At 73.5% G+C, this 24160-nt stretch carries 21 protein-coding genes; 8 read left to right on the top strand and 13 right to left on the bottom strand.

The window, feature by feature from the left end; all coding sequences use genetic code 11:
* Positions 1-246: 246 nt before the first annotated feature.
* Complete coding sequence (locus ACZ4XJ_RS06105; protein WP_468495917.1) at positions 247-1338, bottom strand: amidohydrolase family protein; 1092 nt, start codon at positions 1336-1338, stop codon at positions 247-249.
* 82 nt (positions 1339-1420) lie between these two features.
* Between ACZ4XJ_RS06105 and ACZ4XJ_RS06110 the strand changes: the two genes are divergently transcribed.
* Positions 1421-2491, top strand: a complete 1071-nt coding sequence (locus ACZ4XJ_RS06110; protein WP_468495491.1) for a pyridoxal-phosphate-dependent aminotransferase family protein — start codon at positions 1421-1423, stop codon at positions 2489-2491.
* A 176-nt stretch (positions 2492-2667) separates the two neighbouring features.
* Here the strand turns inward: ACZ4XJ_RS06110 and ACZ4XJ_RS06115 are convergent, their stop codons facing one another.
* From ACZ4XJ_RS06115 to ACZ4XJ_RS06150, 8 genes are all read right to left on the bottom strand, one after another.
* On the bottom strand, positions 2668-3726 hold the full coding sequence (locus tag ACZ4XJ_RS06115) for an aminotransferase class V-fold PLP-dependent enzyme (protein ID WP_362878126.1): 1059 nt from the start codon (positions 3724-3726) through the stop codon (positions 2668-2670).
* 149 nt (positions 3727-3875) lie between these two features.
* A complete protein-coding gene (locus ACZ4XJ_RS06120) occupies positions 3876-4577 on the bottom strand; it encodes a DsbA family oxidoreductase (RefSeq protein WP_362878127.1) in 702 nt (233 codons plus the stop codon).
* A 63-nt stretch (positions 4578-4640) separates the two neighbouring features.
* Positions 4641-5138, bottom strand: coding sequence for a GNAT family N-acetyltransferase (locus ACZ4XJ_RS06125; RefSeq protein ID WP_362878128.1), 498 nt, complete (start codon positions 5136-5138; stop codon positions 4641-4643).
* 308 nt (positions 5139-5446) lie between these two features.
* Positions 5447-6895, bottom strand: coding sequence for a peptidoglycan D,D-transpeptidase FtsI family protein (locus ACZ4XJ_RS06130; RefSeq protein WP_362878130.1), 1449 nt, complete (start codon positions 6893-6895; stop codon positions 5447-5449).
* Positions 6896-6957: 62 nt separating this feature from the next.
* Entirely contained in the window at positions 6958-7623 is a 666-nt protein-coding gene (locus ACZ4XJ_RS06135; RefSeq protein WP_362878131.1) for a response regulator transcription factor, read from the bottom strand.
* Positions 7620-8840 carry a sensor histidine kinase gene (locus ACZ4XJ_RS06140; RefSeq protein WP_468495918.1) on the bottom strand — a complete coding sequence of 407 codons (1221 nt, stop codon included), beginning with the start codon at positions 8838-8840 and terminating at the stop codon, positions 7620-7622. The genes ACZ4XJ_RS06135 and ACZ4XJ_RS06140 overlap by 4 nt, the downstream gene beginning before the upstream one ends.
* Positions 8841-9088: 248 nt before the next feature.
* Positions 9089-10027: a hypothetical protein gene (locus ACZ4XJ_RS06145; RefSeq protein ID WP_468495492.1), complete on the bottom strand. Its 939-nt coding sequence runs from the start codon at positions 10025-10027 to the stop codon at positions 9089-9091.
* A gap of 221 nt (positions 10028-10248) precedes the next feature.
* Positions 10249-11136, bottom strand: coding sequence for an IclR family transcriptional regulator (locus ACZ4XJ_RS06150; RefSeq protein ID WP_468495493.1), 888 nt, complete (start codon positions 11134-11136; stop codon positions 10249-10251).
* Between the two features lie 137 nt (positions 11137-11273).
* On the opposite strand from ACZ4XJ_RS06150, the gene ACZ4XJ_RS06155 reads away from it, so the two are divergent.
* The 4 genes from ACZ4XJ_RS06155 to ACZ4XJ_RS06170 all read left to right on the top strand — a co-directional run bounded on the left by ACZ4XJ_RS06155 (position 11274) and on the right by ACZ4XJ_RS06170 (position 14793).
* A complete protein-coding gene (locus tag ACZ4XJ_RS06155; protein WP_468495494.1) occupies positions 11274-12797 on the top strand; it encodes an aldehyde dehydrogenase (NADP(+)) in 1524 nt (507 codons plus the stop codon).
* 189 nt (positions 12798-12986) lie between these two features.
* Entirely contained in the window at positions 12987-13208 is a 222-nt protein-coding gene (locus ACZ4XJ_RS06160; protein WP_362878138.1) for a hypothetical protein, read from the top strand.
* Positions 13209-13270: 62 nt separating this feature from the next.
* Positions 13271-14515, top strand: a complete 1245-nt coding sequence (locus tag ACZ4XJ_RS06165; RefSeq protein WP_468495495.1) for a TerD family protein — start codon at positions 13271-13273, stop codon at positions 14513-14515.
* Positions 14516-14616: 101 nt separating this feature from the next.
* The gene (locus ACZ4XJ_RS06170) at positions 14617-14793 is read left to right on the top strand and encodes a hypothetical protein (RefSeq protein WP_362878141.1); all 177 of its coding nucleotides are present in this window, start codon (positions 14617-14619) and stop codon (positions 14791-14793) included.
* Positions 14794-14898: 105 nt separating this feature from the next.
* On the opposite strand, the gene ACZ4XJ_RS06175 is transcribed toward ACZ4XJ_RS06170, so the two are convergent.
* Complete coding sequence (locus ACZ4XJ_RS06175; RefSeq protein WP_468495496.1) at positions 14899-16341, bottom strand: alkaline phosphatase PhoX; 1443 nt, start codon at positions 16339-16341, stop codon at positions 14899-14901.
* 221 nt (positions 16342-16562) lie between these two features.
* Positions 16563-18092 (bottom strand): hypothetical protein, encoded by a 1530-nt coding sequence (locus ACZ4XJ_RS06180; RefSeq protein WP_468495497.1) that lies wholly within the window; start codon positions 18090-18092, stop codon positions 16563-16565.
* A gap of 421 nt (positions 18093-18513) precedes the next feature.
* Between ACZ4XJ_RS06180 and ACZ4XJ_RS06185 the strand changes: the two genes are divergently transcribed.
* A complete protein-coding gene (locus ACZ4XJ_RS06185) occupies positions 18514-20355 on the top strand; it encodes an endonuclease/exonuclease/phosphatase family protein (protein ID WP_468495498.1) in 1842 nt (613 codons plus the stop codon).
* A gap of 250 nt (positions 20356-20605) precedes the next feature.
* Positions 20606-20860: a hypothetical protein gene (locus ACZ4XJ_RS06190; protein ID WP_362878149.1), complete on the top strand. Its 255-nt coding sequence runs from the start codon at positions 20606-20608 to the stop codon at positions 20858-20860.
* A gap of 97 nt (positions 20861-20957) precedes the next feature.
* On the opposite strand, the gene dapD is transcribed toward ACZ4XJ_RS06190, so the two are convergent.
* Together dapD and ACZ4XJ_RS06200 are read right to left on the bottom strand one after the other, a co-directional pair.
* Complete coding sequence (dapD, locus tag ACZ4XJ_RS06195; RefSeq protein ID WP_362878151.1) at positions 20958-21938, bottom strand: 2,3,4,5-tetrahydropyridine-2,6-dicarboxylate N-succinyltransferase; 981 nt, start codon at positions 21936-21938, stop codon at positions 20958-20960.
* 9 nt (positions 21939-21947) lie between these two features.
* Positions 21948-23177, bottom strand: a complete 1230-nt coding sequence (locus tag ACZ4XJ_RS06200; protein ID WP_468495919.1) for an MFS transporter — start codon at positions 23175-23177, stop codon at positions 21948-21950.
* Positions 23178-23272: 95 nt separating this feature from the next.
* Between ACZ4XJ_RS06200 and ACZ4XJ_RS06205 the strand changes: the two genes are divergently transcribed.
* Complete coding sequence (locus ACZ4XJ_RS06205) at positions 23273-24148, top strand: winged helix-turn-helix transcriptional regulator (RefSeq protein WP_362878153.1); 876 nt, start codon at positions 23273-23275, stop codon at positions 24146-24148.
* Positions 24149-24160 lie beyond the last annotated feature (12 nt).

Below are 24160 nucleotides of genomic sequence, written 5' to 3' on the forward strand. Positions count from 1 at the left end.
GCGCGCCGACGGCCTCGACCCTGGGAATTTTTACGCACTCCGAGTGAACGGGTGGAAACCTGGAGTGAGTTCACCCCAACGGGTGGTTTCCACGCACACATTCGATTCATTGCGCCCCGCGCGGCCCACGCGTTCCCTTTCGTCCCGCCCGCCGGGCCCCGCACCCCTTTGACAGGGCGTTTCAAACGACGGACGGGCCGTGACGTCACGGCCCGTCAACCCGGAGCGCGCGGGTACCGGGACTCGTCAGGCGCGGACCGTCCCGTTCACGATCACCCGCTCCGGCTGCGCCAACACCCGTACGTCGGCTCGCGGATCGGTGCCGTAGACCACGAGGTCCGCCGGCGCGCCCTCGGTCAGACCGGGTCTGCCGAGCCACTCGCGTGCCGCCCAAGCCGTCGCCGAGAGCGCGTCCCGGGCCGGGATCCCGGCCTTGACGAGTTCCATGACCTCGGCGGCGACCAGGCCGTGCGGCAAGGAACCCCCCGCGTCGGTGCCGACGTACACCGGGACGCCCGCGTCCCAGGCCGCCCGGACGGTGTCGTACCGCCGCTCGTGCAGCCGCCGCATGTGCGCCGACCAGCGGGGGAACTTGGCCTCGCCGCCCGCGGCCATCTTCGGGAACGTGGCGATGTTGACGAGGGTCGGCACGATGGCCACGCCGCGCTCCGCGAACAGCGGGATGGTGTCCTCGGTGAGCCCGGTGGCGTGTTCCACGCAGTCGATGCCCGCCTCGACGAGGTCCCGCAGGGAGTCCTCGGCGAAACAGTGCGCGGTGACCCGGGCGCCCAAGCGGTGGGCCTCGGCGATGGCCGCCTCGACCTCGGCGCGCGGCCAGCAGGCCGTCAGGTCGCCGACCTCGCGGTCGATCCAGTCCCCCACCAGCTTGACCCAGCCGTCGCCGCGCAGCGCCTCGCGGCCGACGTACGCGACGAGGTCGGCCGGTTCGATCTCGTGGGCGTAGTTGCGGATGTAGCGCCGGGTGCGGGCGATGTGCCGGCCGGCCCGGATGACCTTCGGGAGGTCGTCGCGGTCGTCGATCCAGCGGGTGTCGGAGGGGGAACCGGCGTCGCGGATGAGGAGGGTGCCGGCGTCCCGGTCGGTGAGGGCCTGCCGTTCGGCGGTCGGCGCGTCGACGGCGCCGTGTCCGTCCAGGCCCACGTGGCAGTGCGCGTCGACCAGGCCCGGCAGCGCCCAGCCCGTGACCGTGGTGACCTCGCGGGCGGTGCGCGGCCGCTCGTAGGAGATCCGGCCGCCGACGACCCAGAGTTCGTCGCGCACCTCGTGGGGCCCGACGAGCACGCGTCCCTTCACATGCATGACTGCGCCGTCATGCATGGCCATTGCATCGGTCATGTCGGCACTGTACGTGCGTGCTGGGTACGCTCGACCGGTAACCCCGGACGAAGAGAGCACCCCTGTGACGCACCCCCTCCTGGACCTTCCGCCGCTCACCGCCGAGCACTTCGCGTCGATCGAGCGGGGGGTCGCGCGGCTCCTCGACACCCGGCAGGACGTGGTGATCACCCAGGGCGAGGCGCTGCTCCCGCTGGAGGGCTGCATCCGGTCGGGGGCGCGGCCCGGCTCTACGGCGCTGAACATCGTCACCGGCCCGTACGGGACCACGTTCGGCAACTGGCTGCGCGACTGCGGGGCGAGCGTGGTGGACCTGGCGGTGCCGTTCGACACGGCGGTGACGGGCGCGCAGGTGGCCGAGGCGCTGGCCGCGCATCCGGAGATCGACTTCGTGTCGCTGGTGCACGCCGAGGCGGCCACCGGCAACACGAACCCGGTCGCCGAGATCGGCGAGGCCGTACGGGCCCACGGGGCGCTGTTCATGCTGGACGCGGTCGCTTCGGTGGGCGCCGAGCCGCTGCTGCCGGACGCGTGGGGCGTCGACCTGTGCGTGATCGGCGCGCAGAAGGCGATGGGCGGTCCGGCGGGCGTCTCGGCGGTGGCGGTGTCGGAGCGCGCGTGGACGCGGTTCGCGGAGAACCCGGCGGCTCCGCGCCGCTCGTACCTCTCGCTCCTGGACTGGAAGGACCGCTGGATCGACGGGGGCCGCACGACGCTGCTGCACGCGCCCGCGCAGTTGGAGATGTTGGCCCTGGAGGCCTGCCTGGAGCGGATCGGGGCGGAGGGCCTGGACGGGGTGCTGGCCCGGCACCAGGGCGCGGCCCGGGCGACGCGGGCGGGCGCCGCCGCGCTGGGCCTCTCCCCCTGGGTGCGGGAGGCCGCGCAGGCCGCTCCGGTGGCGACGACGCTGCGGGTGGCGGACGCCTCGTCACTGGTGGCGAAGGCCTTGGCGGCGGACCCGACGGTCCCGCTCGCGGCCGGCGGCGGGGCGCTGGCCTCGGAGATGATCCGGGTCAACCACTACGGCCCGGCGGCCTCGCCGGAAGCGGTCGACGCCTCGCTGCGCGCCTTGGCCGCGGCCCTCACCGCCGACCCGACCCCGGCCCTGACGGCCGCGGCGGCGGCCTGGCGGTAGGGGCGGGGCGGGCCGAAGGGGCGGGGGCGGGCGGTAGGGCGGGGGCGGGCCGAAGGGGTGGGGGTCGGGCGGTAGGAGCGGGGGCCCGGGGCACGCCTGACCGCGGACGCCGTCGCCGACGGGCCCGGGCCGCGGGTGGGGCAGCGGTCGGTGCGGGCTCGTGTCGGCGGTGGTGGTCAGCCGGCCAGTACGTCCAGCAGGCGGTCCACTTCCGCCTCCGTGTTGTAGAGGTGGAAGGAAGCCCGCAGGGCGCCCGCGCGGGCGGCGGTGGACACGCCGGCGGCGAGCAGTTCGGGCTGGCGGTGGGCCAGGCCGGGGACGGAGACGATCGGGGCGGTGCCCGGCACGGGTTCGTGGCCGAGGCGGGCCAGGCCGGCCCGGTAGCGGTCGGCCAGGGCGGTGTCGTGGGCGTGGACGACCTCGATGCCGATCCGCTCCAGCAGCGCCAACGAGGGCTCGGCGGCGTGGTAGGAGAGGAAGGCCGGTGACTCGTCGAAGCGGCGCGCGTCGTGGGCGAGTTCCGGCATCGGCCCGTAGGTGGCGTCCCACATGGACTCCGCCGCCACCCACCCGGCGTGCAGCGGCGTCAGGTCCCGCTGGGCCTCCTCGGACACCGTGAGGTACGAGGCGCCGCGCGTGCCGAGCAGCCATTTGTAGCCGGCGGTCACGGTGTACTCGTACGGCGCGGCGTCGAACGGCAGCCAGCCCGCCGCCTGGGTCGCGTCGACGAGCATGCGCGCTCCGTGGGCGCGCGTCGCCTCGCGGACGGCGGCGAGGTCGGCCGTTCGCCCGTCGGCGGACTGTACGGCGCTCAGAGCCACGAGGGTCGTCTCCGGACCGACGGCGGCGGCCATCGCTTCGAGGGGCGCGTAGCGGACCTTGAGGTCGCCGCGCAGGACGAAGGGGTTGATGACGGAGGCGAACTCGTTCTCGGGGCACAGGACTTCGGCGCCGGGTGCGAGCGAGGCGGCGACCAGCCCGACGTGGGTGGCGACTGCGGAGCCGACGGCGACCCGGGCCGGGGCGACGCCGACCAGTCGGGCGAAGGAGGACCGTACCCGGTTCACCCGGTCGAAGTCGCCGAAGCCGGCGGGCTCCGCGGCTCCGGCCGCGTCGGCCATGGCCCGTACCTCGGCGACGGCCGCCCGCGGGAGGATCCCGCAGGTGGCGGTGTTCAAGTAGGTGGTGGAATGCGCGAACTCGGCGCGGGACACGTCGGAGAGCGAATGATCCATGGCGTCAACTCTGCGCCAGGATCAACCCACAGTCCATTGCCTGGTTCTACGCGTCCGCCCCAAGGTTTCCTTATATGCAAGGGGGGCGGGCAGTCGGGGGCCCCGGCCGGCCCGCCTCCTCGTACCTCAGGACCGCTACCGCGGGACTCCTACCGCGGGACGGCGCAGGAACCGTCGGGCTCGCACGCGTCGGCCGCGGCCGGCTCGGTGACCTCGCGGCCGGCCCAGGCCTGCTCCAGGGCCCGGGTGAAGACCTCGGCCGGCTGCCCGCCGGAGATGCCGTAGCGGCGGTCCAGGACGAAGAACGGCACGGCGTTGGCGCCGAGTTCGGACGCCTCCCGCTCGTCGGCCCGCACCTCGTCGGCGTAGGCGGAGTCGTCGGCGAGGACCGTGCGGGCCTCGGCCTCGTCCAGTCCGGCCTCCACGGCGAGGGCCACCAGGACCTCGGGGTCGAACACGGAGCGTTCCTGGCCGAAGTTGGCGAGGTAGGCCAGGTCGAGCAGTTCCTCCTGCCGGCCGCGGGCGGCGGCCAGGTGCAGGAGGCGGTGGATGTCGAAGGTGTTGCCGTGGTCGCGGCCCTCGGTCAGGTACGTCAGCCCCTCGGCGCGGGCGGCGGAGGCCACCTGCTCCTCCATGCCGCGGGCCTCTTCGAGGGTCCGGCCGTACTTGCGGGCGAGCATCTCCACGACGGGGGCGGTGACGCCCTTGGCGGCGCCCGGGTCGAGCTCGAAGGACCGGAAGGCGACCTCCACCTCGTCACGGTGCGCGAACTCGGCCAGGCCCTTGGTGAAACGGGCCTTTCCGATGTAGCACCACGGGCAGGCGATGTCGCTCCAGATCTCGACGCGCATGTTCCTTCTTCTCTCCGGGTCCGGGGGTGAACGGTTTGAGCTTCAACCGTTCGCCGGGCCGTCTCATTCCCCGGACACCGACCCCGGAGGCACGCGCAGCCTGAGGGTGAGGTGGGAGCCGGAGCGGCCGGACTGCGGCTCCGGCCGCCAGCCGTGGGCCGCGTAGAAAGCCTGGGCGCGGAGGTTGGGCCCGAAGACCTCCAGGCGGACCTGTTCGATCCCGACCCGGCGCCAGGCGTCGAGGCAGGCCTCGTGGAGGGCGGCGCCGGTGCCCCGGCGCCAGTGGTCGGGGTCGACGTGGAGCTGGGTGAGGGTGGTCTCGCCGTCGGCGGTGCGGAACGCGGCGACTCCGGTGACCTTCCCGTCCCGCTCGGCGCACAGGACCTCGCCCTCCGGCGCGGTCCGGGCCACGGCGCGCGACCAGGCCTCGCGGGCCCGGGCGAGCGCGAGGTCGCCCGCGTAGGTCTCCTCCGGTACCCGGCCTTCGTAGTAGGTGGCCCGGGCCCGGACGTGCAGGGCGGCTATGGCGTGGACGTCTGCGGCGCGCGCGTTCCTGATCACGGCAGGGAAAACGCGTCGCGAAGCAGGTCGGTTCCCGACGCGTGGACGATACCGGTGGGTGCACCGCTGCCGCCCGCCCGGCGCCTGCCGCGGCGGCGACGCCACCCGGCGGGGCGGCGCTCCCGCAGTGGTGACGCCCCGGCGGGTGGTGCCGCCCGGCCGGGCGGCACCACCCGAAGCCGTGGCTGTACTCGGTCGGGCGGACGCGCGAGGGGCCGTCGGGCCCGGCGGGCTGCGCTCCCGGCCGGGGCGTCGTGCCCGAGGTGGTCATGCCCGAGGCGGTCACCCACGGGGCGGTCGTGACCGGGCTACTTCTTCACCCAGGCCGCCATCATCTTCTGGGCGATGGGCGCGGCCAGCTTGCCGCCGCCGATCTCGGTGCGGTCCGTGTCCGAGTTCTCGATCATCACGGCCACCGCGATCTGCTTGTCCCCGGCCTTGGCGTACGAGGTGAACCAGGCGAGCGGCGGGATGCTGTTGTTCACGCCGCGCTGGGCGGTGCCGGTCTTGCCGCCCACCTCGGCGCCCGCCACCTGGGCGGGCTTGCCGCCGCCCTCGGTGGCGACCGTGCGCATCGCGTCCGCGAGCATCGACGCCGTCTTGCCGCTCATGACCTCTTCGGACTTGGGGTCCTTGAAGCTCTCCAGGACGTTGCCGTCCGCGTCGGTCACCTCGGAGACCATGTGCGGGGCGACCAGCTTGCCGCCGTTCTGGATCGCGGCGGTCACCATGGCCATCTGCAGCGGGGTGGCCTGCACGTCGAACTGGCCGATGCCGGTCTGCGCGACCTGGTCGACGGACATCTTCTTCGACGGGTACTTGCTGGGCGGGTTCGTCCGGACCGGGGTGTCGATCTGGACGTTGAAGCCCAGCTTCTCCGCCATCGCGAGCATCTTGTCCTGGCCCAGCTTGGAGGCCAGTTCCGCGAAGACGTTGTTGCAGGACAGCTTGAGCGCGGTGCGTGCGGAAACGTTGTTGCAGGCCGCGTCCCCCGCCTCGCTGGGCAGGTTCGTGCGGGTGCCGGGGATCGTGTACGGGGCCTGGATCCCGGTCGGCTGGTCGATGCCGGTGATCAGACCGTTCTCGATCGCCGCGGCGAGGGTGACCAGCTTGAAGGTGGAGCCGGGGGCCTGCGGCTTGCGCAGGGCGACGTTCTCCATGGCCTTGCCCTTGTCGGCCGAGAGTTCCTGCCAGGCGGCCGAGTCGTTGGCACCGGCGATGCGCCCCGGGTCGAAGGACGGGTTGTTGACGACGGCGAGGATCGCACCGGTCGCCGGGTCGATCGCGACGGCCGAACCCTGCTTGCCGTTGAGGGCGTCGTACGCGGCTTTCTGGACGCCCTTGTCGATCGTGGTCAGGACGTTGCCCGGGTCGGCCCGCTTGTTGGTGAGCATGTCCATCACGGTCTTCAGCCGGGTGTCCGAGCCGTTCAGTATGTTCTTGTAGACACCCTCCAACATGCTCGTGCCGTAGGCCTGCGAGCTGTAGCCGGTGACCGGGGCGTAGAGGGGGCCGTCGACGTAGGTCCGCTTGTAGGCGAAGTCCTTGCCGCCCGTCTTCTCCGAGCCGGTGATCGCCTCCCCGCCCACGATGATGTTCCCCAACGGGTTCTCGTACTGCCCGATGAGGTTGCGCCGGTTGTGTTTGTCGTCTGCGAGGGCCTGGCCTTGGTACGCCTGCACCCAGGTGACCCGCACCAAAAGGGCCAGCACCAGAAGCAGACAGAAGACCGACGCACGCCTGATCGTCTTGTTCATCCCCCAAAAGGACGTACCAAGGGCCTCGGACGTTCCACTCTGCCCCGATTGTGGCGGGGTTCTCAGCCTTTCTTCATGATGAATCCCCCTTCGTACGCCGCGATGACCGCCTGGGTCCGGTCACGGGAGCCGGTCTTGGCGAGGACGGACGCCACGTGCGTCTTGACGGTCTGCGCTCCCACCCCGAGCCGCTCGCTCAGCTCGTGGTTGGACAGGCCGGTGGCCATCAGGCGCAGTACGTCGGCCTCCCGCTCCGTCAACCGGCCCGCCCAACCCGGAACGGCCGACGGGACGGTCGCCGCGTGCGCGGCGGCCAGGCTGCGGACGGCCGCCGGGAAGAGCAGCGAGTCCCCCCGGGCGACGAGCCGGACGGCGCCGATCAGCTCGTCCGGATCGGCCCGCTTGAGCAGGAACCCGGCGGCGCCCGCGCGCAGCGCGTCGTACACGTAGGCGTCGTTCTCGAAGGTGGTGACCACCACGATCCTGGGCGGCCGTTCCATGGTCCGCAAGATCTGTTCGGTGGCCCTGATCCCGTCGATCTCGGGCATCCGGACGTCCATCAGCACCACGTCGGGGGCCAGCGAGCGGACCTGCGCGACGGCCTCGGCGCCGGAGGCCGCCTCGCCGACGACCTCCAGGTCCGGTTCGGCCTCCAGGATGACCCGCAGGGCGGTGCGGACCATGCGCTCGTCGTCGGCGAGGACGATGCGCAGCGGGGCCCGGCTCATCGCGCGGCCCCGTCGAGCGGCAGGACGGCCCGCAGCCGCCAGCCGCCCTCGTACGGACCGGCCTCGATGAGGCCGCCGAGGAGCGCGGCGCGCTCGGCGGAGCCGCGCAGTCCGCGTCCGCCGCCCGTGCGCGGCTCCGCCTGCGCCGCCCCGTGCGGGGAGGGGAGGGCGGCCGGTGGATTGGTCATGGTGATCTCCAGTTCACGGTGTGCGTCGCGGACGCGGACGACGATCGACAGGACGACGGGGCCCGCGCCGTGGCGCAGGGCGTTGCTGAGGCCCTCCTGGACGATGCGGTACGCCTCCCGGGAGGTGATGGCGGGCAGGTGCGCCCAGTCGCAGATCGGCCCCGGGTCCTGGTGGGCGGTGACGGTGGTGCCGCCGGCCCGGGTACGGGCCAGCAGCCCGGCGAGGTCACGGGCCAGGGTGGGGGCGGGGACGGACTCGGCCCGGGCCGGGTCGCCGTCCCGCAGCAGGCCGAGGACCGCGTCCAGCTCGCCGACCGTGCGCCGGGTGGTGTCCTCGATCGCGGCGAGCGCCTCCCGGACGAAATCCGGATCGCGGTCGAGCACCCGGCGGGCCGCGCTCGCCTGGAGGGTGACGGCGCTCAGCGCGTGCCCGACGGCGTCGTGCAGTTCCCGGGCCAGCCGGTTGCGCACCGCCAGGTCGGCGGCCCGTTCCTCGGCGGCGGCCAGCCGGTCCGCCGCGGTCGGCCCGAGCAACAGGGGTGCGCACCGGGCCAGCAGCGCCCCCGACCAGGCGGCGCACAGGACGAGCCCGATCAGGGTTCCCGCCCCGAGCAGGGGCGCGGCGTGGGCCACGTCCCCGAGCCAGGACCAACTGCCTGCGGTCGATTCCCGCAGCCGCCGCGAGAACGGCATCAGCAACAGCAGCACCGCCATCGGCGGTATCGCGAGGCTGAGCCCGCTGACCAGCGCGCCGACCCCCAGGTGCAGGGTCCACCAGGCCGAGGCCCGCCACCGCGCGGCCCAGGACCGGGCCGGCCCGTCGGCCAGCCGCTCTCCCGACACCCCGCACAGGGCCCGTACGGCGGCCACCGACAGCGGCCGGACCGGCCCGAACAGCGCCGTGGCGGCGGCTGCCGGAAGCGCGATGGCGTAGGAGAGCAGGGCCTGCGGCAGGGAGCGCAACATCCGGCCCTCTCCGAAAGCCGTGCTGACGCCCACCTCGGCGAGGAGGAAATAGGGCATCAGCATGGCGCCACCGAGGATCAGGTGCACCCACCGCAGCCGAAACCACGCCCCCTGCGCTCCCCGAGGCCCCGAGCCGCTCGCACCCGCGCCCCGACCACCCCGCTCCCGCCGCCCGTCCGGACCGGCCGCCGCGGCTCGGTGCTCGTCCCTGCCATCCCCGGCCGTCCCGGTACGCTGCCCGTCCCTGCCGCCCCCGGCCGTCCCCGTGCGGTGCCCGCCCCCGCCGTCCCCGGTCATCGGTCCCTCCCCTATCAAGCCGCGCGGTTCGAGCCGAGGTACCGGACGAGGACCGCGGCGGCGAGCAAGCCGGTGAGTGTCTGGCCGGCAAGGGTCAACATGATCATGACGGTGGGCGGATCGGTCGGGCCGAAGTCCAGCCCCAGGTGCATGGTCAGCATCCAGCAGCCCCAGGCCGCGGCCGCGGAGCCGCCGACCCAGGTCAGGGCGAGCGGCCACCGCGCCCGGTGGCTCGCTCCCCTCGCCAGCAGCGCCGCGCCCACCCCGGCAGCCGACGCGCACACCCCGTGGACCGCCGACACCACGCCCGCCTCCGCGGAGTACTCCGCGATGCGCCCCGCGGACAGCCCGGCCGTCCCCCCGAAGGCCCAGTACAGGTACACCGCGCCGACCACGACACCGAGCGCCGCGGCGGCCCCCGCCACCACCCCCGTGGGTGAGGGGAGCCGCCGCCCCGGCGCACCCAGCCCTCGCCCACCCCAACGCTCCCGCGCATAGGGGACGAACAGCCCGGCCAGCGCGAGCCCTTGGACCGTGAAGCCGCCGTAGACCACGGTGAACACCCACGGGTCGAGGAAGGGCTCCCGCGCCGCCCTCACCGCCTCCCCCGCCCCGAACCCCAGCGCTCGGAGCAGCATCTGGCCCGGGAAACCGATGAGGATCGGGGTGAGCAGACCGGTCGCGACGAACACCGGGACCGTCAGCAGCCATCCCGGTACGCGCATGCCCCAGGGTCGGGTGAGCACCAGTACGAGCACGATCAGGCAGGCGTCCATGGCCAGGGTCGCGGTGTTCGCCACGACGACGACCGGCCCGGATTCCCGCAGCACACTGCCCTCGGGTATCCCGAAATGACTCCCCGCCACCCAGGCGGTTTTGAGGGCCAGGTAGGGCACGATCGCGGCCAGGGCGACGGCCCGCAGGATCCGCCGGCCGGCCCCAAGGGCGGGCACCGGTGGCCGTGTCGCGTGCGTGGGGAGAACAGCTCGTGTGGTCATGCGCCAACGATCCCGCCTCCCGCCGCCCCGCCACCTCCCCCACGAAGGTGAACCCCCTCCCCCACGTGGGGGAGACGAGCCCACCCGCCCCACCCCGACGCGGCGCCCGAGCCACCCCCGCCCCCTCACACGCGCTGCACCCCTCCCACGCGCCGAACCCTCCCACGCGCCGCCCCTCACATGCGCCGCGTCACCACCGACAGCCGGTCCCGGGCCTCGAAGAGCGCGGCCTTGATCACCTGCTCGTGACCCGCCGTCAGCCGGGCCACCGGCACCGAGCAACTCACCGCGTCCCGTGCCGGCGTGCGGTACGGCACCGCCACCCCGAAGCAGCGCAGTCCGAGCGTGTTCTCCTCGCGGTCCACCGCGTACCCCTGCTCCCGCACCAGCGCCAACTCCTCCACCAGCCGCTCCCGGTCGGTGATGGTGTGCTGCGTGACCGCCTCCAACCGCCGCGGCAGCAACCGGCGCACCTCCTCGTCGGTGTGCGTGGCCAGCAACGCCTTGCCCAGCGCCGTCGAGTGGACCGGCAGCCGCCGTCCGACCCGGGTGAAGGGCCGCAGGTAGTGCTGCGACTGACGGGTGGCGAGGTAGACCACGCTCGTCCCGTCCATCCGGGCCAGGTGGATGGTCTCGGTGGTGTCGTCGGAGAGCCGGTCCAGGCTGGGCCTGGCCGCCGCGACGACCTCGTCCCCGTCGATGTACGAGCTGCCGACCAGCAGGGCCCGGACGCCGATCCCGTACCGGGTGCCGGTGGCGTCCGTCTCCACCCACCCCAGGCTCACCAGGGTGCGCAGCAGCATGTAGAGGCTCGACTTCGGCAGGCCGAGGTCGTTCTGGATGTCGGCGAGGCTGTGCAGGCCCGGTCGCGCCGCGAAGTGTTCCAGCAGCAAGACGGTACGGACCGCCGACTTCACCGGCGTCGCCTGGCCGGCACCGGACCCACCCGGCCCCTCCGCGCCCCCGGCGCCCCCGGTGCCCCCGGTGCCCTCCCCGCGCCCCGCTCCCGCCGTGTCCTGCGCACCCTCCGCCGCGGCAGGGTCCTCCGTCTCGGCTGTGGTCATGCGCCACGTTCCCCTCTGGTCGGCTCTGATCGCCTCTTGTCACGCGGTGGACGCGGAAATAGGCTCCGCGGCAGAAGTGATCATTCATCCACCGGAACGGCGTTCAGAATACTGAACGATCCAGGAGGTAGCGGGCGATGGCAGCGACACCAGTCTGGAGTGTGGACCCCCGCACCGGGAAGCAGCGCGAACGGGTTGCGGTGGAAGCCACACCCCGCGCGGTGGACGACGCCGTGCGCGCGGCGCACGCCGGCCTCCGCGCCCTGGCCGACGCCGCCGTCCGCGCCGCCTTCCTGCGCGGCGCCGCCGACCTGCTCGACGGCGCCGCCGCCGACGTCGTCGGGGCCGCCGACGCCGAGACCGCGCTGGGCACCGCCCGGCTCACCGGCGAGCTGGCCCGTACCACCGGTCAGCTACGGGCGTTCGCCGACGCCGTCGACGAGGGGGCGTACCTCGACGTACGCATCGACCGGGCCGATCCTTCGCTCACCCCGCCCCGCCCCGAACTGCGCCGCTACAAGGTGCCGCTGGGCGTGGTCGCCGTCTTCGCCGCCTCCAACTTCCCGCTGGCCTTCTCCGTGCCCGGCGGGGACACCGCGAGCGCCCTGGCCGCCGGGTGCCCCGTCGTCGTCAAGGCGCACCCCGACCACCCCGCCACCTCCGAACTGTGCGCCTCGCTGCTGCGCCGGGCGGCGGTGGCGGCCGGGCTGCCCGCCGACGTGGTCGGCCTGGTCCACGGTTTCGACGCCGGTCCGGAGCTCGTCCGCCACCCGCTGGTCTCCGCCGCCGGGTTCACGGGCTCCCTCCGGGGCGGCCGGGCCCTGTTCGACGCGGCCGCGGCGCGCCCCGTACCGATCCCCTTCCACGGCGAACTGGGTTCCCTCAATCCCGTCGTCGTCACCGCGGCGGCCGCCGCGGAACGGGCCGAGGAGATCGGTGCCGGGCTCGCGGGGGCCGTCACCCTGGGCGTGGGCCAGTTCTGCGTCAAACCCGGACTGGTCCTGGTGCCCGGGGGCCCGGAGGGCGACCGGCTCACCGACGCGCTCGCCGAGGCCCTCGGGCAGAGCGCGCCGGGCGTACTGCTCGACCACCGGATGCGGGAGAACTTCCTCGCCGGGGTCCGCGACCGCGCCGCCCTGCCCGGGGTCACCGCCCCGGTGACCCCGGGCCCCGACGGCGACCACGCCGTCGTGGCGGGCTTCCTCGGCGTCGACGCCCGCACGCTGCTGGCGGGCGCGGAGCACGAGCTGCTGCTGGAGGAGTGCTTCGGCCCGGTCACCGTCGTCGTCCGGTACGCCGGGCAGCGCGAGGCGGTCGACGTGCTGGGGCGCCTCGGCGGGAACCTGAGCGCCACCCTCCAGCTGTCCCGCGCCGAGGGCGAGGGCGCGCCGGGTCCGGCCGCCGAGCTGATCGAGCGGGTCACCCGGCTCGCGGGCCGGATCGTGGTGAACGGTTGGCCCACCGGGGTGGCCGTGGCCCCGGCCCAGCACCACGGCGGCCCCTACCCGGCCGCCACCTCCCACTCCACCTCGGTCGGCGGCACCGCCATCGAGCGCTGGCTGCGCCCGGTGGCCTACCAGGCGGTCCCGGACGCCCTGCTGCCCCCGGAACTGCGCGAGGCCAACCCCCTCGGCGTCCCCCGCCGCGGGACCGGGGCCTGAACCGGAACCGGCACGACGGCCCGCCGGTCGGCCGGGAGCGGCCGCCGACCGGCCGCCGACCGGCCGGAAACCGCCCGCCGACCGGCCCGCAACGGCGGCCCTCGGCCCGCCCCATCCCGGCCCCCGGCCCCCGGCCCGGCGCCGGAAATTGCGTTGCCGCCCCGCCCGCGCCCCGGCAGGCTGCCCCTCATGCCGAAGCCACAGGGATTCACGTACGAGACGCACCGCGACGGCGCCGTCGTCATCACGCACCGGGGCCGTGACGCGGGCACCCTGCGCGGGGGTCGGGCCGCCAAGTTCCTGGCAGAGGTGGAGTCCGGTGACGCGCAGCTGGTGATGGCCCGCTGGACCGGCGCGTACAAGTTCGGCAACGAGCGCACGGCGAAGAACCACCCGCGCAACCGGCACTGAAATTGGCCCCGAGGGTAAGGGAACGGCAAAGCCCCTCCGGTCGTTCACCCGGCATGACCGCTATGACCCCTGGTTCCAACCTGCCGCTCAATACCGCCCGTGTGACGGTCGACGTGGCTGCCCCGGTGCGGCTCGACGTGTCGGGACTCCTCCTCACGGCGGACGGCAAGGTGCGTTCCGACGCCGATTTCATCTTCTACAACCAGCCCTCCGGCCCCGGTGTCACCTACCGGTCCGGCGGCGGGTCGGCGCCCGACTCCATCACGGTGGACACCGCCGCGGTGCCGCCGGGCATCGAGCGCATCGTGGTCACGGCCAGCCCCGACGCCGCCGGGCAGACCTTCCAGGGCGTCGAGCCCACCGCCACCGTGCGGGACGCGGTCGGTGGCGCGGTGATCGCCACCTTCACCCCGCCGCAGCTCGGCTCCGAGACGGCGCTCGTGGTCGTCGAGGTGTACCAGCGGGGCGGCGCGTGGAAGGTCCGCGCGGTAGGCCAGGGGTACGCCGACGGCCTCGCCGGCATCGCGACCGACTTCGGCGTCTCGGTGGAGGACGAGCCGGCCGCGGTGGCCGCTCCCGCGCCCGTCGCGCCGCCCGCTCCCCCGGCACCCCCGGCTCCCCCGACCCAGCACGCCCCCTCCCCCTGGCTCGGCGGTCCCACCACGCCCGCGGCCCCTCCCGTGCCGCAGGCCGCCCCGTCCGCCCCGCCGGTCGCCGCGCCGGGCGCCGGGAAGATCAACCTCGACAAGGGCCGGGTCAACCTCCAGAAGAACCAGACGGTGTCCCTCGTCAAGGGCGGCCGTCCGCTGTTGTCGCAGGTCAAGATGGGTCTGGGCTGGGAGCCCGCGTTCCGCGGCCGGGACATCGACCTCGACGCGTCCGTCATCGCGTACGGCCCGCAGCGCAACCACCTCGACAGCTGCTACTTCGGCAAGCTGTCCATTCTGAACGGCTCCATCAAGCACTCGGGCGACAACCTGACCGGCGAGGGCGCCGGGGACGACGAGGTCATCGTCGTGGACCTCGGCCGGCTCCCGGCCGACGCCACCGGTCTCGTCTTCACGGTCAACTCCTTCTCCGGACAGAAGTTCAGCGAGGTCGCCAAGGCCTACTGCCGGCTGATCGACGCGGCGAGCGGCGAAGAGCTGGTGCGCTTCGACCTGACCGGCGCCGAACCGCAAACCGGCGTCATGATGGCCAAGTTGATCAAGCAGTTCACCGGCGAATGGGAGATGACCGCCATCGGAGACTTTGTGAAGTCCCGCACAGTGCGCGGCATGGTGAAGCCCGGTTCGCAGGCACTCTGAGCAGGTGGGCGGGCACATGGCGCTACGGACGGCCGTACCGGGTGATCGACCACACCCGTAATACGGAAGTCTGCGCCGGTGCCCGCCCGTAGCCTTGACCCATGCAGAAGACACTCCGGCCCGCGGGTCCCGAGCGCCCGTCCGCCGCCGAGGCGAACGAGGCGATCCGGCACCTCGTCGAGACCAGGGTGGACGGCGAGTGGCCCTCGGACGCGTACGAGTTCCTGCTGGAGGAGTGGGCCACGGCCGCCCGCGCCGAGGGAACCGCGGCCCCGTAGCCGCCCCGACCCACGTCCGGCCCGCCGTCCCCGCCCACGCTCCGTTCGCCGTCCCGACCCACCCTCATCCGCCGCGCGGGCCCCGGGCCCGCGCCGCCACGATCCTCAGCGCCCGCGCCGCCACGGTCCGGTGACGGCCAGCATGATGCCCGGGTCCTGGATGTTCGCGTACAGGGTGCGGCCGTCCGGGGAGAAGCACACCCCGGTGAACTCCGCGTACTCGGGCTCCTCGGCCGATCCGATGTTCAGCTCGTTGCGCGCCAGCGGGTAGGTCCGGCCCGATTCGGTGGCGCCGAACAGGTGCTGGAGCCCGCTGCCGTCCTCGGCGATGACCAGCCCGCCGTACGGCGAGACGGTGATGTTGTCCGGGCCGTCGTACCCGCCCTCGACCGACGGGTCGGCGTTCACCCCGATGAGGACGGTCAGTCGCACCGTCCGCCGCTTGGGGTCGTAGAACCACACCTGGCCGTCGTGCGCGGCGCCCGGGCTCTCCTCCCGCGCGTACGAGGAGACGAAGTAGGCGCCGCCGTCGGCCCACCACATGCCCTCCAGCTTGCGCCCCCGGGTCACGGCGCCGTCGGTGAACTGCTTGCGGACCGGTACCGTCCGGGCGTCGCGATCGGCCACCGGCACCCAGTCGACCCCGTACACCGTGCCGATCCGCGTCGCGCGTGAGAGGTCGTCCACGAAACGGCCGGAGCTGTCGAAGCACTTGGCGGCGGCGAGGACGCCGGCGTCGGCGGCGAGCGTACGCAGCCTGCCGCGCCCGTGCCGGAAGCCGCGCGGCGGAGTCCAGCGGTAGAGCAGCCCGTTGGGCCCGGAGGCGTCCTCGGTGAGGTAGGCGTGGCCTTGGCGCGGGTCGATGACCACGGCCTCGTGGTCGTACCGGCCGAAGGCCTTGACCGGGCGCGGGTCGCGGTTGGCCCGACGGTCGTGGGGGTCGACCTCGAAGACGTAGCCGTGGTCCTTCGTCATGCCGTTCTTGCCTGCGAGGTCCGAGTTCTCCTCGCAGGTGAGCCAGGTGTCCCAGGGGGTTGAGCCGCCCGCGCAGTTGGTGGAGGTACCGGCGATGCCCACCCATTCGGCGACCTCGCCGCCGCGTCGGACCTCGACGACCGTGCAGCCGCCCGCGGCGGCCGGGTCGTAGACGAGGCCCTCGGTGAGCGGTACGGGATGCTTCCAGCCCGTACGGGGGCCCTTCAGCTCGTGGTTGTTGACGAGGAGGAGGGTGACCCCTCGGTGGCCGGCGAAGGCGGCCGTGCCGTCGTGGTTCGAGGGGGTGCTCTCGCCGGAGTCGAGGCGGGTGACACCGCTGTGGGTGATCACCCGGTAGCTGAACCCGGCGGGCAGCGCGAGCAGTCCGGCCGGGTCCGGCAGGAGCGGTCCGTAGCCGGGGCCGTGCGGCCGGCCCTGCTCGTCGGGTCGCGAACCGTCACCGGCCGCCAGCGCTCCGGGGGCGGTGGCGAGCGCGCTGACCGTGCCGGTCAGGGCGACGCCCGCCCCGGCGAGGGCGGTTCGGGCGGTGAAGTCTCTACGGCTGAGGGGCATCGGGTCTCCAGGGTGGGGAGGTGGCGTGCCTGACGTACGGTCGTCGGCGCACACGCTCCCGCCCGTACGTGAACGGCCGCTGAACTACCCAGAAATGCGGCACGTGCCCTTGGAAGGGCCCGCAATGGCGGACTCCGACCCGGGAAAGGCCTGTTGTGCATCCCCGGTCGGTGTCCCCATCGGCGTCTCCCATCGGAGTCCCCGATCGCGACCGCCCGGTGTCAGGGCTGCCGCGAGCGCGCCTTGAACGCGGCCTTGCGGGCCTCCTTCGAGGCCTTCTTGTCCGGGTGCAGCCGGCCCATGGCCTCCAGGACGTACGCCGTCGCGGGGTGCTCCACCCGCCAGACCTGGTCGAAGAAGCCCGTGTGGTGTTCCGTCAACGACTGCATGAGCAGCGGCAGTTCCTCGGTCTCGCCGTCCGCCGCCAGTTGCGCCGCGATCGTGTCGACCGTCAGCCAGAACACCATGGCCCCGTCCGGCGCCGGTACGTCGGCCACCCCGCGCTCCGCCAGCCAGACCCGGGCGAGTCCGCCGAGCTCCGGGTCGTCGAGCACGGCCCGGACCGCCTCCTCGGCCTCCGGTCCGGCGGCGGGGGCGAGGGCCTGCTGGCAGCGCAGCCGGCGCAGCGGGCCGCCCTCGTCCACCCCGCGGGCCGCGGCGAGCAGTTCGGTGACCGCCGCGGCCGACTCGCGCCCGGCCAGCCACTGCTCGATCTCGGCCTGGGCGGCGCTCTCCGGGTAGAAGGAGACCGCCTCGAGCAGGGTGTCCGCGCCCTTGTCGGCGAGGTCCCCGATCGCGGGGGCCTCCACTCCGGCCTCCAGCATGCGGGCGCGCACGCCGTACAGGCCGAGCGGCGTCAGCCGGACCATCCCGTACCGGGACACGTCCTCGTCATCGTCGTCCCAGCTCCCGGTGTCCGCGCCCGGCGCCTGCGCCCCGTCGCCGTCGGCCCCGGGGAAGTCCTCCGCCTCCACCATGAGGGCCTCGTCGACCGGCCGGAACTCGACCAGCCCGATCGGTTCCAGCTGCCGGAACTGGTCGTCGAGGCGCATCATCGCGTCCGACACCTGCTCCAGCACGGCGTCGCTGGGCTCGCCCATGTCGTCGGGCACGATCATCGACGCGGCGAGCACCGGCAGCGGCACCGGCGCCTCGCCCGCGCCGCCCTCGGCGACGCTGAGCAGGTACAGGTTGGCGAGGACGCCGTCGAGGAAGTCGGCCTCGCGCTGCGGGTTCCAGTCCAGCCGGTCGAAGTCGATCTCGCCGCCCGCGTCCATGGCGTCGACGAGGTCGTCCAGGTCGGGCACGGCCGCGTCCGCGAGGACGGTGTCCAGGGCCGCAAGCCACAGGTCGAGCACGTCGCCGGGGGCCCCGCCGGTCAACAGCGCGAGGTCCTCGCCCGGGGCGGCGGCGCCGTACTCGGGCTCCCCGCCCTCGGCGCCGGCGCCGTCACCGTTGTCCTCCTCGGGCTCGGTCACGTCGACCAGCCCGGTGTCCACGGCCACGCGCCAGGCCTGACTCGCGTGGACGGGTCCGTCCTCGTCGGCGGCGTCGAGGCCGAGCACGGCCGCGGCCTCGGGCAGTTGGTCGGCGACGAGTTCACCGCCGACGTCGACGCGGGTGTCGGGCCCGGCCCAGCGGGCCAGCCGGACGGCGCGGGCGAACAGCGGGGCGACGAGGGCGTCGCGGGCCAGCTCCGCATCGGAGTGCAGCCGTACCGGCGGCAGCGTGGGGTGCGGCTCTGCGGACATGGGGTGGTTCTCCTCGGACACGACGGGACGGTGGGGCGGGTGACGCGGTGGGGCGGTGACGCGGTGGGGCGGGTGACTCGACCGGACGACGGGACGGTGACGCGCTGACGCGGCGCGACGGTGGGGCGGGTGACTCGACGGGGCGGCGGCCCGACGGGACGCCCTCGCGCGGGCGAGCCCCCCGCGGGGAACCCGGCCCCAAAGCCGGTGCCGGGTCGTCAGGCCTCGTACGGCGACCCAGCGTAGACGCAATCCGGGCAGCTTCGGGGGGCCATCGCCTTTGGTTCATCCCACAGTCAGCTGCCGTATCCCCTGGAGGCCTTGACAACGTCGATGGTCACCCAGGAAATTGACGCGCGTAGATGTATCGGGACCCTCAGGGTTCACCCTCCACCTCCTCCACACACCGGAGTTCCCGCCCATGCGCTCCTCGCATCCCCGTTCCGCCGCCGTCGCGGCCCTCGTCGCCACCGCGCTGGCCACCGGCCTGCTCGTCGGTACCGCCGACGCGGCCGAAGGCGCCGTGTCCGCCGATCCGATACGCATTCACGACATCCAGGGCACGACCCGGATATCCCCGCTCAACGGCAAGGCCGTCGCCGACGTCGAGGGCATCGTCACGGGCGTGCGCACGTACGGTTCGCGCGGCTTCTGGATCCAGTCCGCCGACGCCGACGACGACGCCGCGACCAGCGAGGGCGTCTTCGTCTTCACCAGTTCGGTCCCGACCGTCGCGGTCGGCGACGCGGTCAAGGTCTCGGGCACGGTCGGCGAGTACGTCCCCGGTGGCGTCAACTCCGGCAACCAGTCGGCCACCCAGATCTCGAAGCCGACGGTCACCGTGGTCTCCTCGGGCAACGCGCTGCCCCAGGCCACCGCCATCAACGAGTACACGGTCCCCGCCGAGTACGCCCCGGCCGGCGACACCGCCGCCGGTGGCAGCATCAACGGCCTGGCCCTGGAGCCCTCGCGCTACGCGCTCGACTTCTACGAGTCGCTGGAGGGTATGAACGTCAAGATCGGCACCTCCCGTGTCGTCGGCGCCACCGACCCGTACTCCGAGCTGTGGGTCACGGTGAAGGGCTGGGAGAACGCCGCCAAGCGCGGCGGGACGGTCTACGGCTCGTACGAGTCCCAGAACACCGGCCGCCTCCAGATCCAGCAGCTCGCGCCCGTCGCACAGCAGCCCTTCCCGGTCGCCAACGTCGGCGACAAGCTGACCGGCACCACCGAGGGCCCCCTGGACTTCAACCAGTTCGGCGGCTACACGCTGGTGGCCCGCACCCTGGGCACCGTGAAGGCGGGCACCCTCGCCCCCGAGAAGACCAAGGCGCAGGCGGCGAACGAGCTCGCGGTGGCCACGTACAACGTGGAGAACCTCGACCCGAGCGACCCGCAGGAGAAGTTCGACGCGCTGGCCAAGGCGGTCGTGGAGAACCTGGCCTCCCCGGACATCCTGGCCCTGGAGGAGATCCAGGACGACAACGGCGCCAAGAACGACGGCGTCGTCTCGGCCGAGCAGACGCTGACGAAGTTCACGGCGGCGATCGCGGCGGCCGGCGGCCCGGCCTACCAGTGGCGGACCGTCGACCCGGAGAACAACAAGGACGGCGGCGAGCCCGGCGGCAACATCCGCCAGGTGTTCCTCTTCAACCCGGCGCGGGTCTCCTTCACCGAGCGCGCCCCGGGCGACGCGGTGACGGCGACCGGCGTGACCTCGGTGAACGGCAAGGCCGCGCTGACCCGCTCCCCCGGTCGCGTCGATCCGGCGAACCCGGCGTGGGCCGACAGCCGCAAGCCGCTCGCGGGCGAGTTCTCCTTCAAGGGCAAGCCGGTCATCGTGATCGCCAACCACTTCGGCTCGAAGGGCGGCGACGAGGGCCTGACCTCGCACCACCAGCCGCCGGTGCGCTCCTCGGAGGCCAAGCGACTGCTCCAGGCCCAGGCGGTGAACGGTTTCGTCAAGGACGTCCTGGCGGTCCAGAAGAACGCCAACGTGCTCGTCCTCGGTGACATCAACGACTTCGAGTTCTCGGCCACGACCGAGGCGCTCGCCGACGGCGGCGCGCTGTACCCGGCGATCAAGTCGCTGCCGAAGGCGGAACGGTACTCCTACGTGTACCAGGGCAACGCGCAGGTGCTGGACCAGATCCTGACCAGCCCGGCGATCAAGACCTTCACGTACGACAGCGTCCACATCAACGCGGAGTTCGCGGCGCAGAACAGCGACCACGACCCGCAGGTGCTGCGCTTCCGCCCGTAACACCCGCGGACCGCGGGGGGCCCGGGCGCCGTCCCGCCCGGGCCCCCCGCCCCGTTTCCGGCCGCGGCCGGGGCCGTCGGGTCGGGGCGGTTGCGCGGGCACGACCGGACAAGTAGGGACTTTCGACCCTGGCGTGACGCTCGCCACATCTCTCCCGAATGGGCCGGTTGTGGTGGTTGAGTATCCGCACGCCCGATCTTTGACCCGTGTTCGTACCGGCTCGTCCCGCTCGCACCCCGCGGAGGACCGCGTGTTCCCCTCCATCTCGCCCGCCCAGGAAATCGGCCTCGCGGTGCTGTTCGTGGCCGCGCTGGTCTGGATCGTCGGCCTCGGCCACATGCTGTGGGACAGCCGTTTCCACCACCCCGAGCCGGCCGCGTACGAGGGCCTGCCGATCATCCCGGCCCAACGCGGCCCCCAGGGGCACCCGATGGAGTCGGTGGAGTTGACGGAGGCCGAGCAGCAGGCCTTCGCGGGCCTGATCCGCACGATCGCGCCGCGCTGACACCGAAGCGCCGGAGCACCGCAAAAGCACCGGGCCACGCGCGACGGCGCCCCCCACCCGTCGGGTGGGGGGCGCCGTTCGTACCGGCCCGCGCGGGTCAGTTGTGGCTGTGCAGGACCTCGTTGAGGCCGCCCCAGGCCGCCTTGTACGGGCGGGCCTCGACGGCGCCGGTGACCGAGTTGCGGCGGAAGAGGATGTTGTCGGCGCCGGAGAGCTCCAGGGCCTTGACGATCTGGCCGTCCGGCAGGGTGACGCGGGTGCCCGCGGTCACGTACAGGCCCGCCTCGACGACGCACTCGTCGCCCAGCGCGATGCCGATGCCCGCCTCGGCGCCGACCAGGGTGCGCTCGCCGATCGAGATGATCTGCTTGCCGCCGCCAGAGAGGGTGCCCATCGTGGACGCGCCGCCGCCGATGTCGGAGCCGTCGCCGACGACGACGCCCGCGGAGATGCGGCCCTCGACCATGGACGTGCCGAGGGTGCCGGCGTTGAAGTTGACGAAGCCCTCGTGCATGACGGTGGTGCCCTCGGCGAGGTGCGCGCCGAGGCGGACCCGGTCCGCGTCGGCGATGCGCACGCCCTTGGGGGCGACGTAGTCGGTCATCCGGGGGAACTTGTCGATCGAGGTGACCTGGAGGTGCAGGCCCTCGGCGCGGGCGTTCAGGCGGACGGTCTCGACCTGGTCGACGGCGACCGGGCCCAGCGAGGTCCAGGCGACGTTGGTCAGCAGGCCGAAGACGCCGTCCAGGTTCTGGCCGTGCGGCTTGACCAGGCGGTGGCTCAGCAGGTGCAGGCGCAGGTACGCGTCGTGCGCGTCGAGCGGCTTGTCGTCCAGGGAGGCGATGACGGTGCGGACGGCTACGACCTCGACGCCGCGGACGGCGTCCGAGCGGATGGCCTTGGCCGCGGCGGCGCCGAGGAGTTCCACGGCCTGCTCGGCGGTGAGGCGCTCGGTTCCGGCCGGGCCCGGCTCGGCGGACAGCTCGGGGGCGGGGAACCAGGTGTCGAGGACGGTGCCGTCGGCGGTGAGGGTGGCAAGTCCGGCGGCGACGGCGCCGGTGGTACGCGTAGCAGTCATGCCCGAAACCTAACCGGCGACGGCCCGCGGTCGCGAACCGGTCTCATGTGACGGTCGCGCGGCGCGTCGGGCCTGTCGCAGCGAGAGGGCGATGACGGCCGCGCCCGCCCCGGCAGCCAGCGCCGCGCACAGCGGCCACAACAGCCCCGGGGCAGCCGTGTAGAGCACTCCGCCCGCGACGGGCCCGATGACGACCCCGCTGACCGAGACCCCCGCGTACAGGCTCTGGAACCGGCCGATGACGTGGTCGGGGGCCTGGTCGGCGACGTAGGCGGTGGCGGTGGTCTTGTAGAGGATCTCGCCGAAACTCAGCAGCACCATCATCGTGACGGCGCTCACCGGCCCGGCGCCCCCGATGAGTGCCGCGTACCCGGCCCCGACGAGGACGAGGCCGGTTCCGATGACCGCGAGCGGCGGCCGGTGGCGCAGGGCCACGGCGGCGGGCAGTTCCAAGAGCAGGACGACGGCCCCGTTCAGGGCGATGACCAGGCCGAACGCGCGGACGTCGAGGCCGTGGTCGGCAAGGAAGACGGGGAAGGTGAAGTACTGCTGCCGGTAGACCACGTCCACCACCAGGATCGCCGCGAGCAACGCCGGCACGGCGGGGCGGGCCCGTAGCTCCGCGAGGACGCCGCGGCCCGGCCCCCCGTCCGGGGCCGCGGCGCCCTCGCGGGCGGCGCCCCGGGCGGGTACGGCCCGGGCGGTCCACAGGGCGAAGAAGAGGGTGCCGAGGCCGTCGCCGACGAAGAGCCACTCGTACGAGAGGCCGCTCGCGACCAGGGCGCCCAGGGGCGGCCCGAGGGTGAAGCCACCATTGGCCGCGCACCGTACGACGGCGAACGCCTGTCGGCGGTTCCCGTCGGGGACGGTGACGGCCACCAGGGCCGCGTTGGCCGCGCGGACCACACCGGAGGCGTACTGCGCCAGCGGCAGGGCCGCGTACAGCAACGGGGTGGTGAGCAGCGGGAAGGCCATCAGGGTCAGGCCGCCGAGGGTGGAGGCGGCGAGCAGGACGCGGCGGTGGCCGAAGCGGTCGCCGTACCAGCCGCCGGTGAAGTTGCCGGCGACCAGGCCGATGCCCCCGATGCCGGTGACGACGCCCGCCTCGGCGGCGCCGAGGCCGCGCGGGCCGGTCAGGTAGAGGAAGACGAAGACGAACGTGAAGCTGACGACGGCGTTGACGAACACCCCCGCGGCCAGCAGCCACACGACCCTCGGTACGTCCTTGAACCCCTTCAGCACACCGCGCCCCCGTCCTTCAACCCTTGTAAGTTCCCTTTGGGAACGGACTATGACAGCATGACAGCCTGGGGTCAACGGACGAAGGAGTATCCATGGCCCAGCGCACGCACCTCGGCGAGGCGGACTGTTCCATCGCGCAGGCCCTCGACGTCGTGGGCGACTGGTGGACGCTGCTGATCGTGCGCGACACCGCGCGCGGCCTGCACCGCTTCGACGAGCTCCAGCGCGAACTCGGCATGTCCCGCAAGGTGCTCACCGAGCGGCTGAAGATGCTGGTCGAGGCCGGGGTGCTGACGCGCGAGCCGTACCAGGAACGCCCGGTGCGGCACGAGTACCGGCTGACCCCGCGCGGGCGGGGGCTGCTGCCCGTCCTGGTGGCCCTCCAGGACTGGGGTGACACCTGGGTCCTGGGAGAGGGAGAGATGACGGCCACTGCGGGGGAATCCTCGAAGGAAGCGGTACGGGTCCACGCGCTGCGCGGCACCCGGTTGCCCGAATTGCTGCTGCCGGACCGGTTCGGCGAGCTCCGCGACCCGGTCGCGGACACGCCCTTCACCGTCCTGTACTGCTTCCCGGGCGCGTACGCCCGGGCGGAGTCCTACCCGCCCGGCTGGGCGGGGATCCCCGGGGCGCCGGGCTGCACCCTGGAGTCGTGCACGTTCCGCGACCAGCTCGCGGAGTTCACCGCGGCCGGCGCCACCGTGCACGGGGTCTCGACCCAACGCCCCGACGAGCAGAAGGAGTTCGCGGAGAAGGAGCAGCTGCGCTTCCCACTCCTGTCGGACGCGGGGCTCGATCTGGTGACGGCGCTGCGGCTGCCGACGTTCCGCGCGGCGGGGATGACCCGGATCAAGCGGCTGACGCTGGTGGTGGACCGGGACCGGACGGTGCGCGAGGTGTTCTACCCGGTCCGGGACATCGAGGCGAGCGTGGCGGCGGCCCTGACCGCGGTCCGCGGAGCGGCCTGAGCCTTCGGGCCG

Source organism: Streptomyces sp. NPDC029836 (assembly GCF_055574495.1).

Excerpts from the sequence above, each read along its gene's own strand:
- ACZ4XJ_RS06105 (WP_468495917.1), bottom strand. The coding sequence starts at position 1,338 with ATGCATGACGGCGCAGTCATGCATGTGAAGGGACGCGTGCTCGTCGGG.
- ACZ4XJ_RS06115 (WP_362878126.1), bottom strand. The coding sequence starts at position 3,726 with ATGGATCATTCGCTCTCCGACGTGTCCCGCGCCGAGTTCGCGCATTCC.
- ACZ4XJ_RS06120 (WP_362878127.1), bottom strand. The coding sequence starts at position 4,577 with ATGCGCGTCGAGATCTGGAGCGACATCGCCTGCCCGTGGTGCTACATC.
- ACZ4XJ_RS06130 (WP_362878130.1), bottom strand. The coding sequence starts at position 6,895 with ATGAACAAGACGATCAGGCGTGCGTCGGTCTTCTGTCTGCTTCTGGTG.
- ACZ4XJ_RS06135 (WP_362878131.1), bottom strand. The coding sequence starts at position 7,623 with ATGAGCCGGGCCCCGCTGCGCATCGTCCTCGCCGACGACGAGCGCATG.
- ACZ4XJ_RS06140 (WP_468495918.1), bottom strand. The coding sequence starts at position 8,840 with ATGCTGATGCCCTATTTCCTCCTCGCCGAGGTGGGCGTCAGCACGGCT.
- ACZ4XJ_RS06150 (WP_468495493.1), bottom strand. The coding sequence starts at position 11,136 with ATGACCACAGCCGAGACGGAGGACCCTGCCGCGGCGGAGGGTGCGCAG.
- ACZ4XJ_RS06155 (WP_468495494.1), top strand. The coding sequence starts at position 11,274 with ATGGCAGCGACACCAGTCTGGAGTGTGGACCCCCGCACCGGGAAGCAG.
- ACZ4XJ_RS06160 (WP_362878138.1), top strand. The coding sequence starts at position 12,987 with ATGCCGAAGCCACAGGGATTCACGTACGAGACGCACCGCGACGGCGCC.
- ACZ4XJ_RS06165 (WP_468495495.1), top strand. The coding sequence starts at position 13,271 with ATGACCCCTGGTTCCAACCTGCCGCTCAATACCGCCCGTGTGACGGTC.
- ACZ4XJ_RS06170 (WP_362878141.1), top strand. The coding sequence starts at position 14,617 with ATGCAGAAGACACTCCGGCCCGCGGGTCCCGAGCGCCCGTCCGCCGCC.
- ACZ4XJ_RS06175 (WP_468495496.1), bottom strand. The coding sequence starts at position 16,341 with ATGCCCCTCAGCCGTAGAGACTTCACCGCCCGAACCGCCCTCGCCGGG.
- ACZ4XJ_RS06180 (WP_468495497.1), bottom strand. The coding sequence starts at position 18,092 with ATGTCCGCAGAGCCGCACCCCACGCTGCCGCCGGTACGGCTGCACTCC.
- ACZ4XJ_RS06185 (WP_468495498.1), top strand. The coding sequence starts at position 18,514 with ATGCGCTCCTCGCATCCCCGTTCCGCCGCCGTCGCGGCCCTCGTCGCC.
- dapD (WP_362878151.1), bottom strand. The coding sequence starts at position 21,938 with ATGACTGCTACGCGTACCACCGGCGCCGTCGCCGCCGGACTTGCCACC.
- ACZ4XJ_RS06205 (WP_362878153.1), top strand. The coding sequence starts at position 23,273 with ATGGCCCAGCGCACGCACCTCGGCGAGGCGGACTGTTCCATCGCGCAG.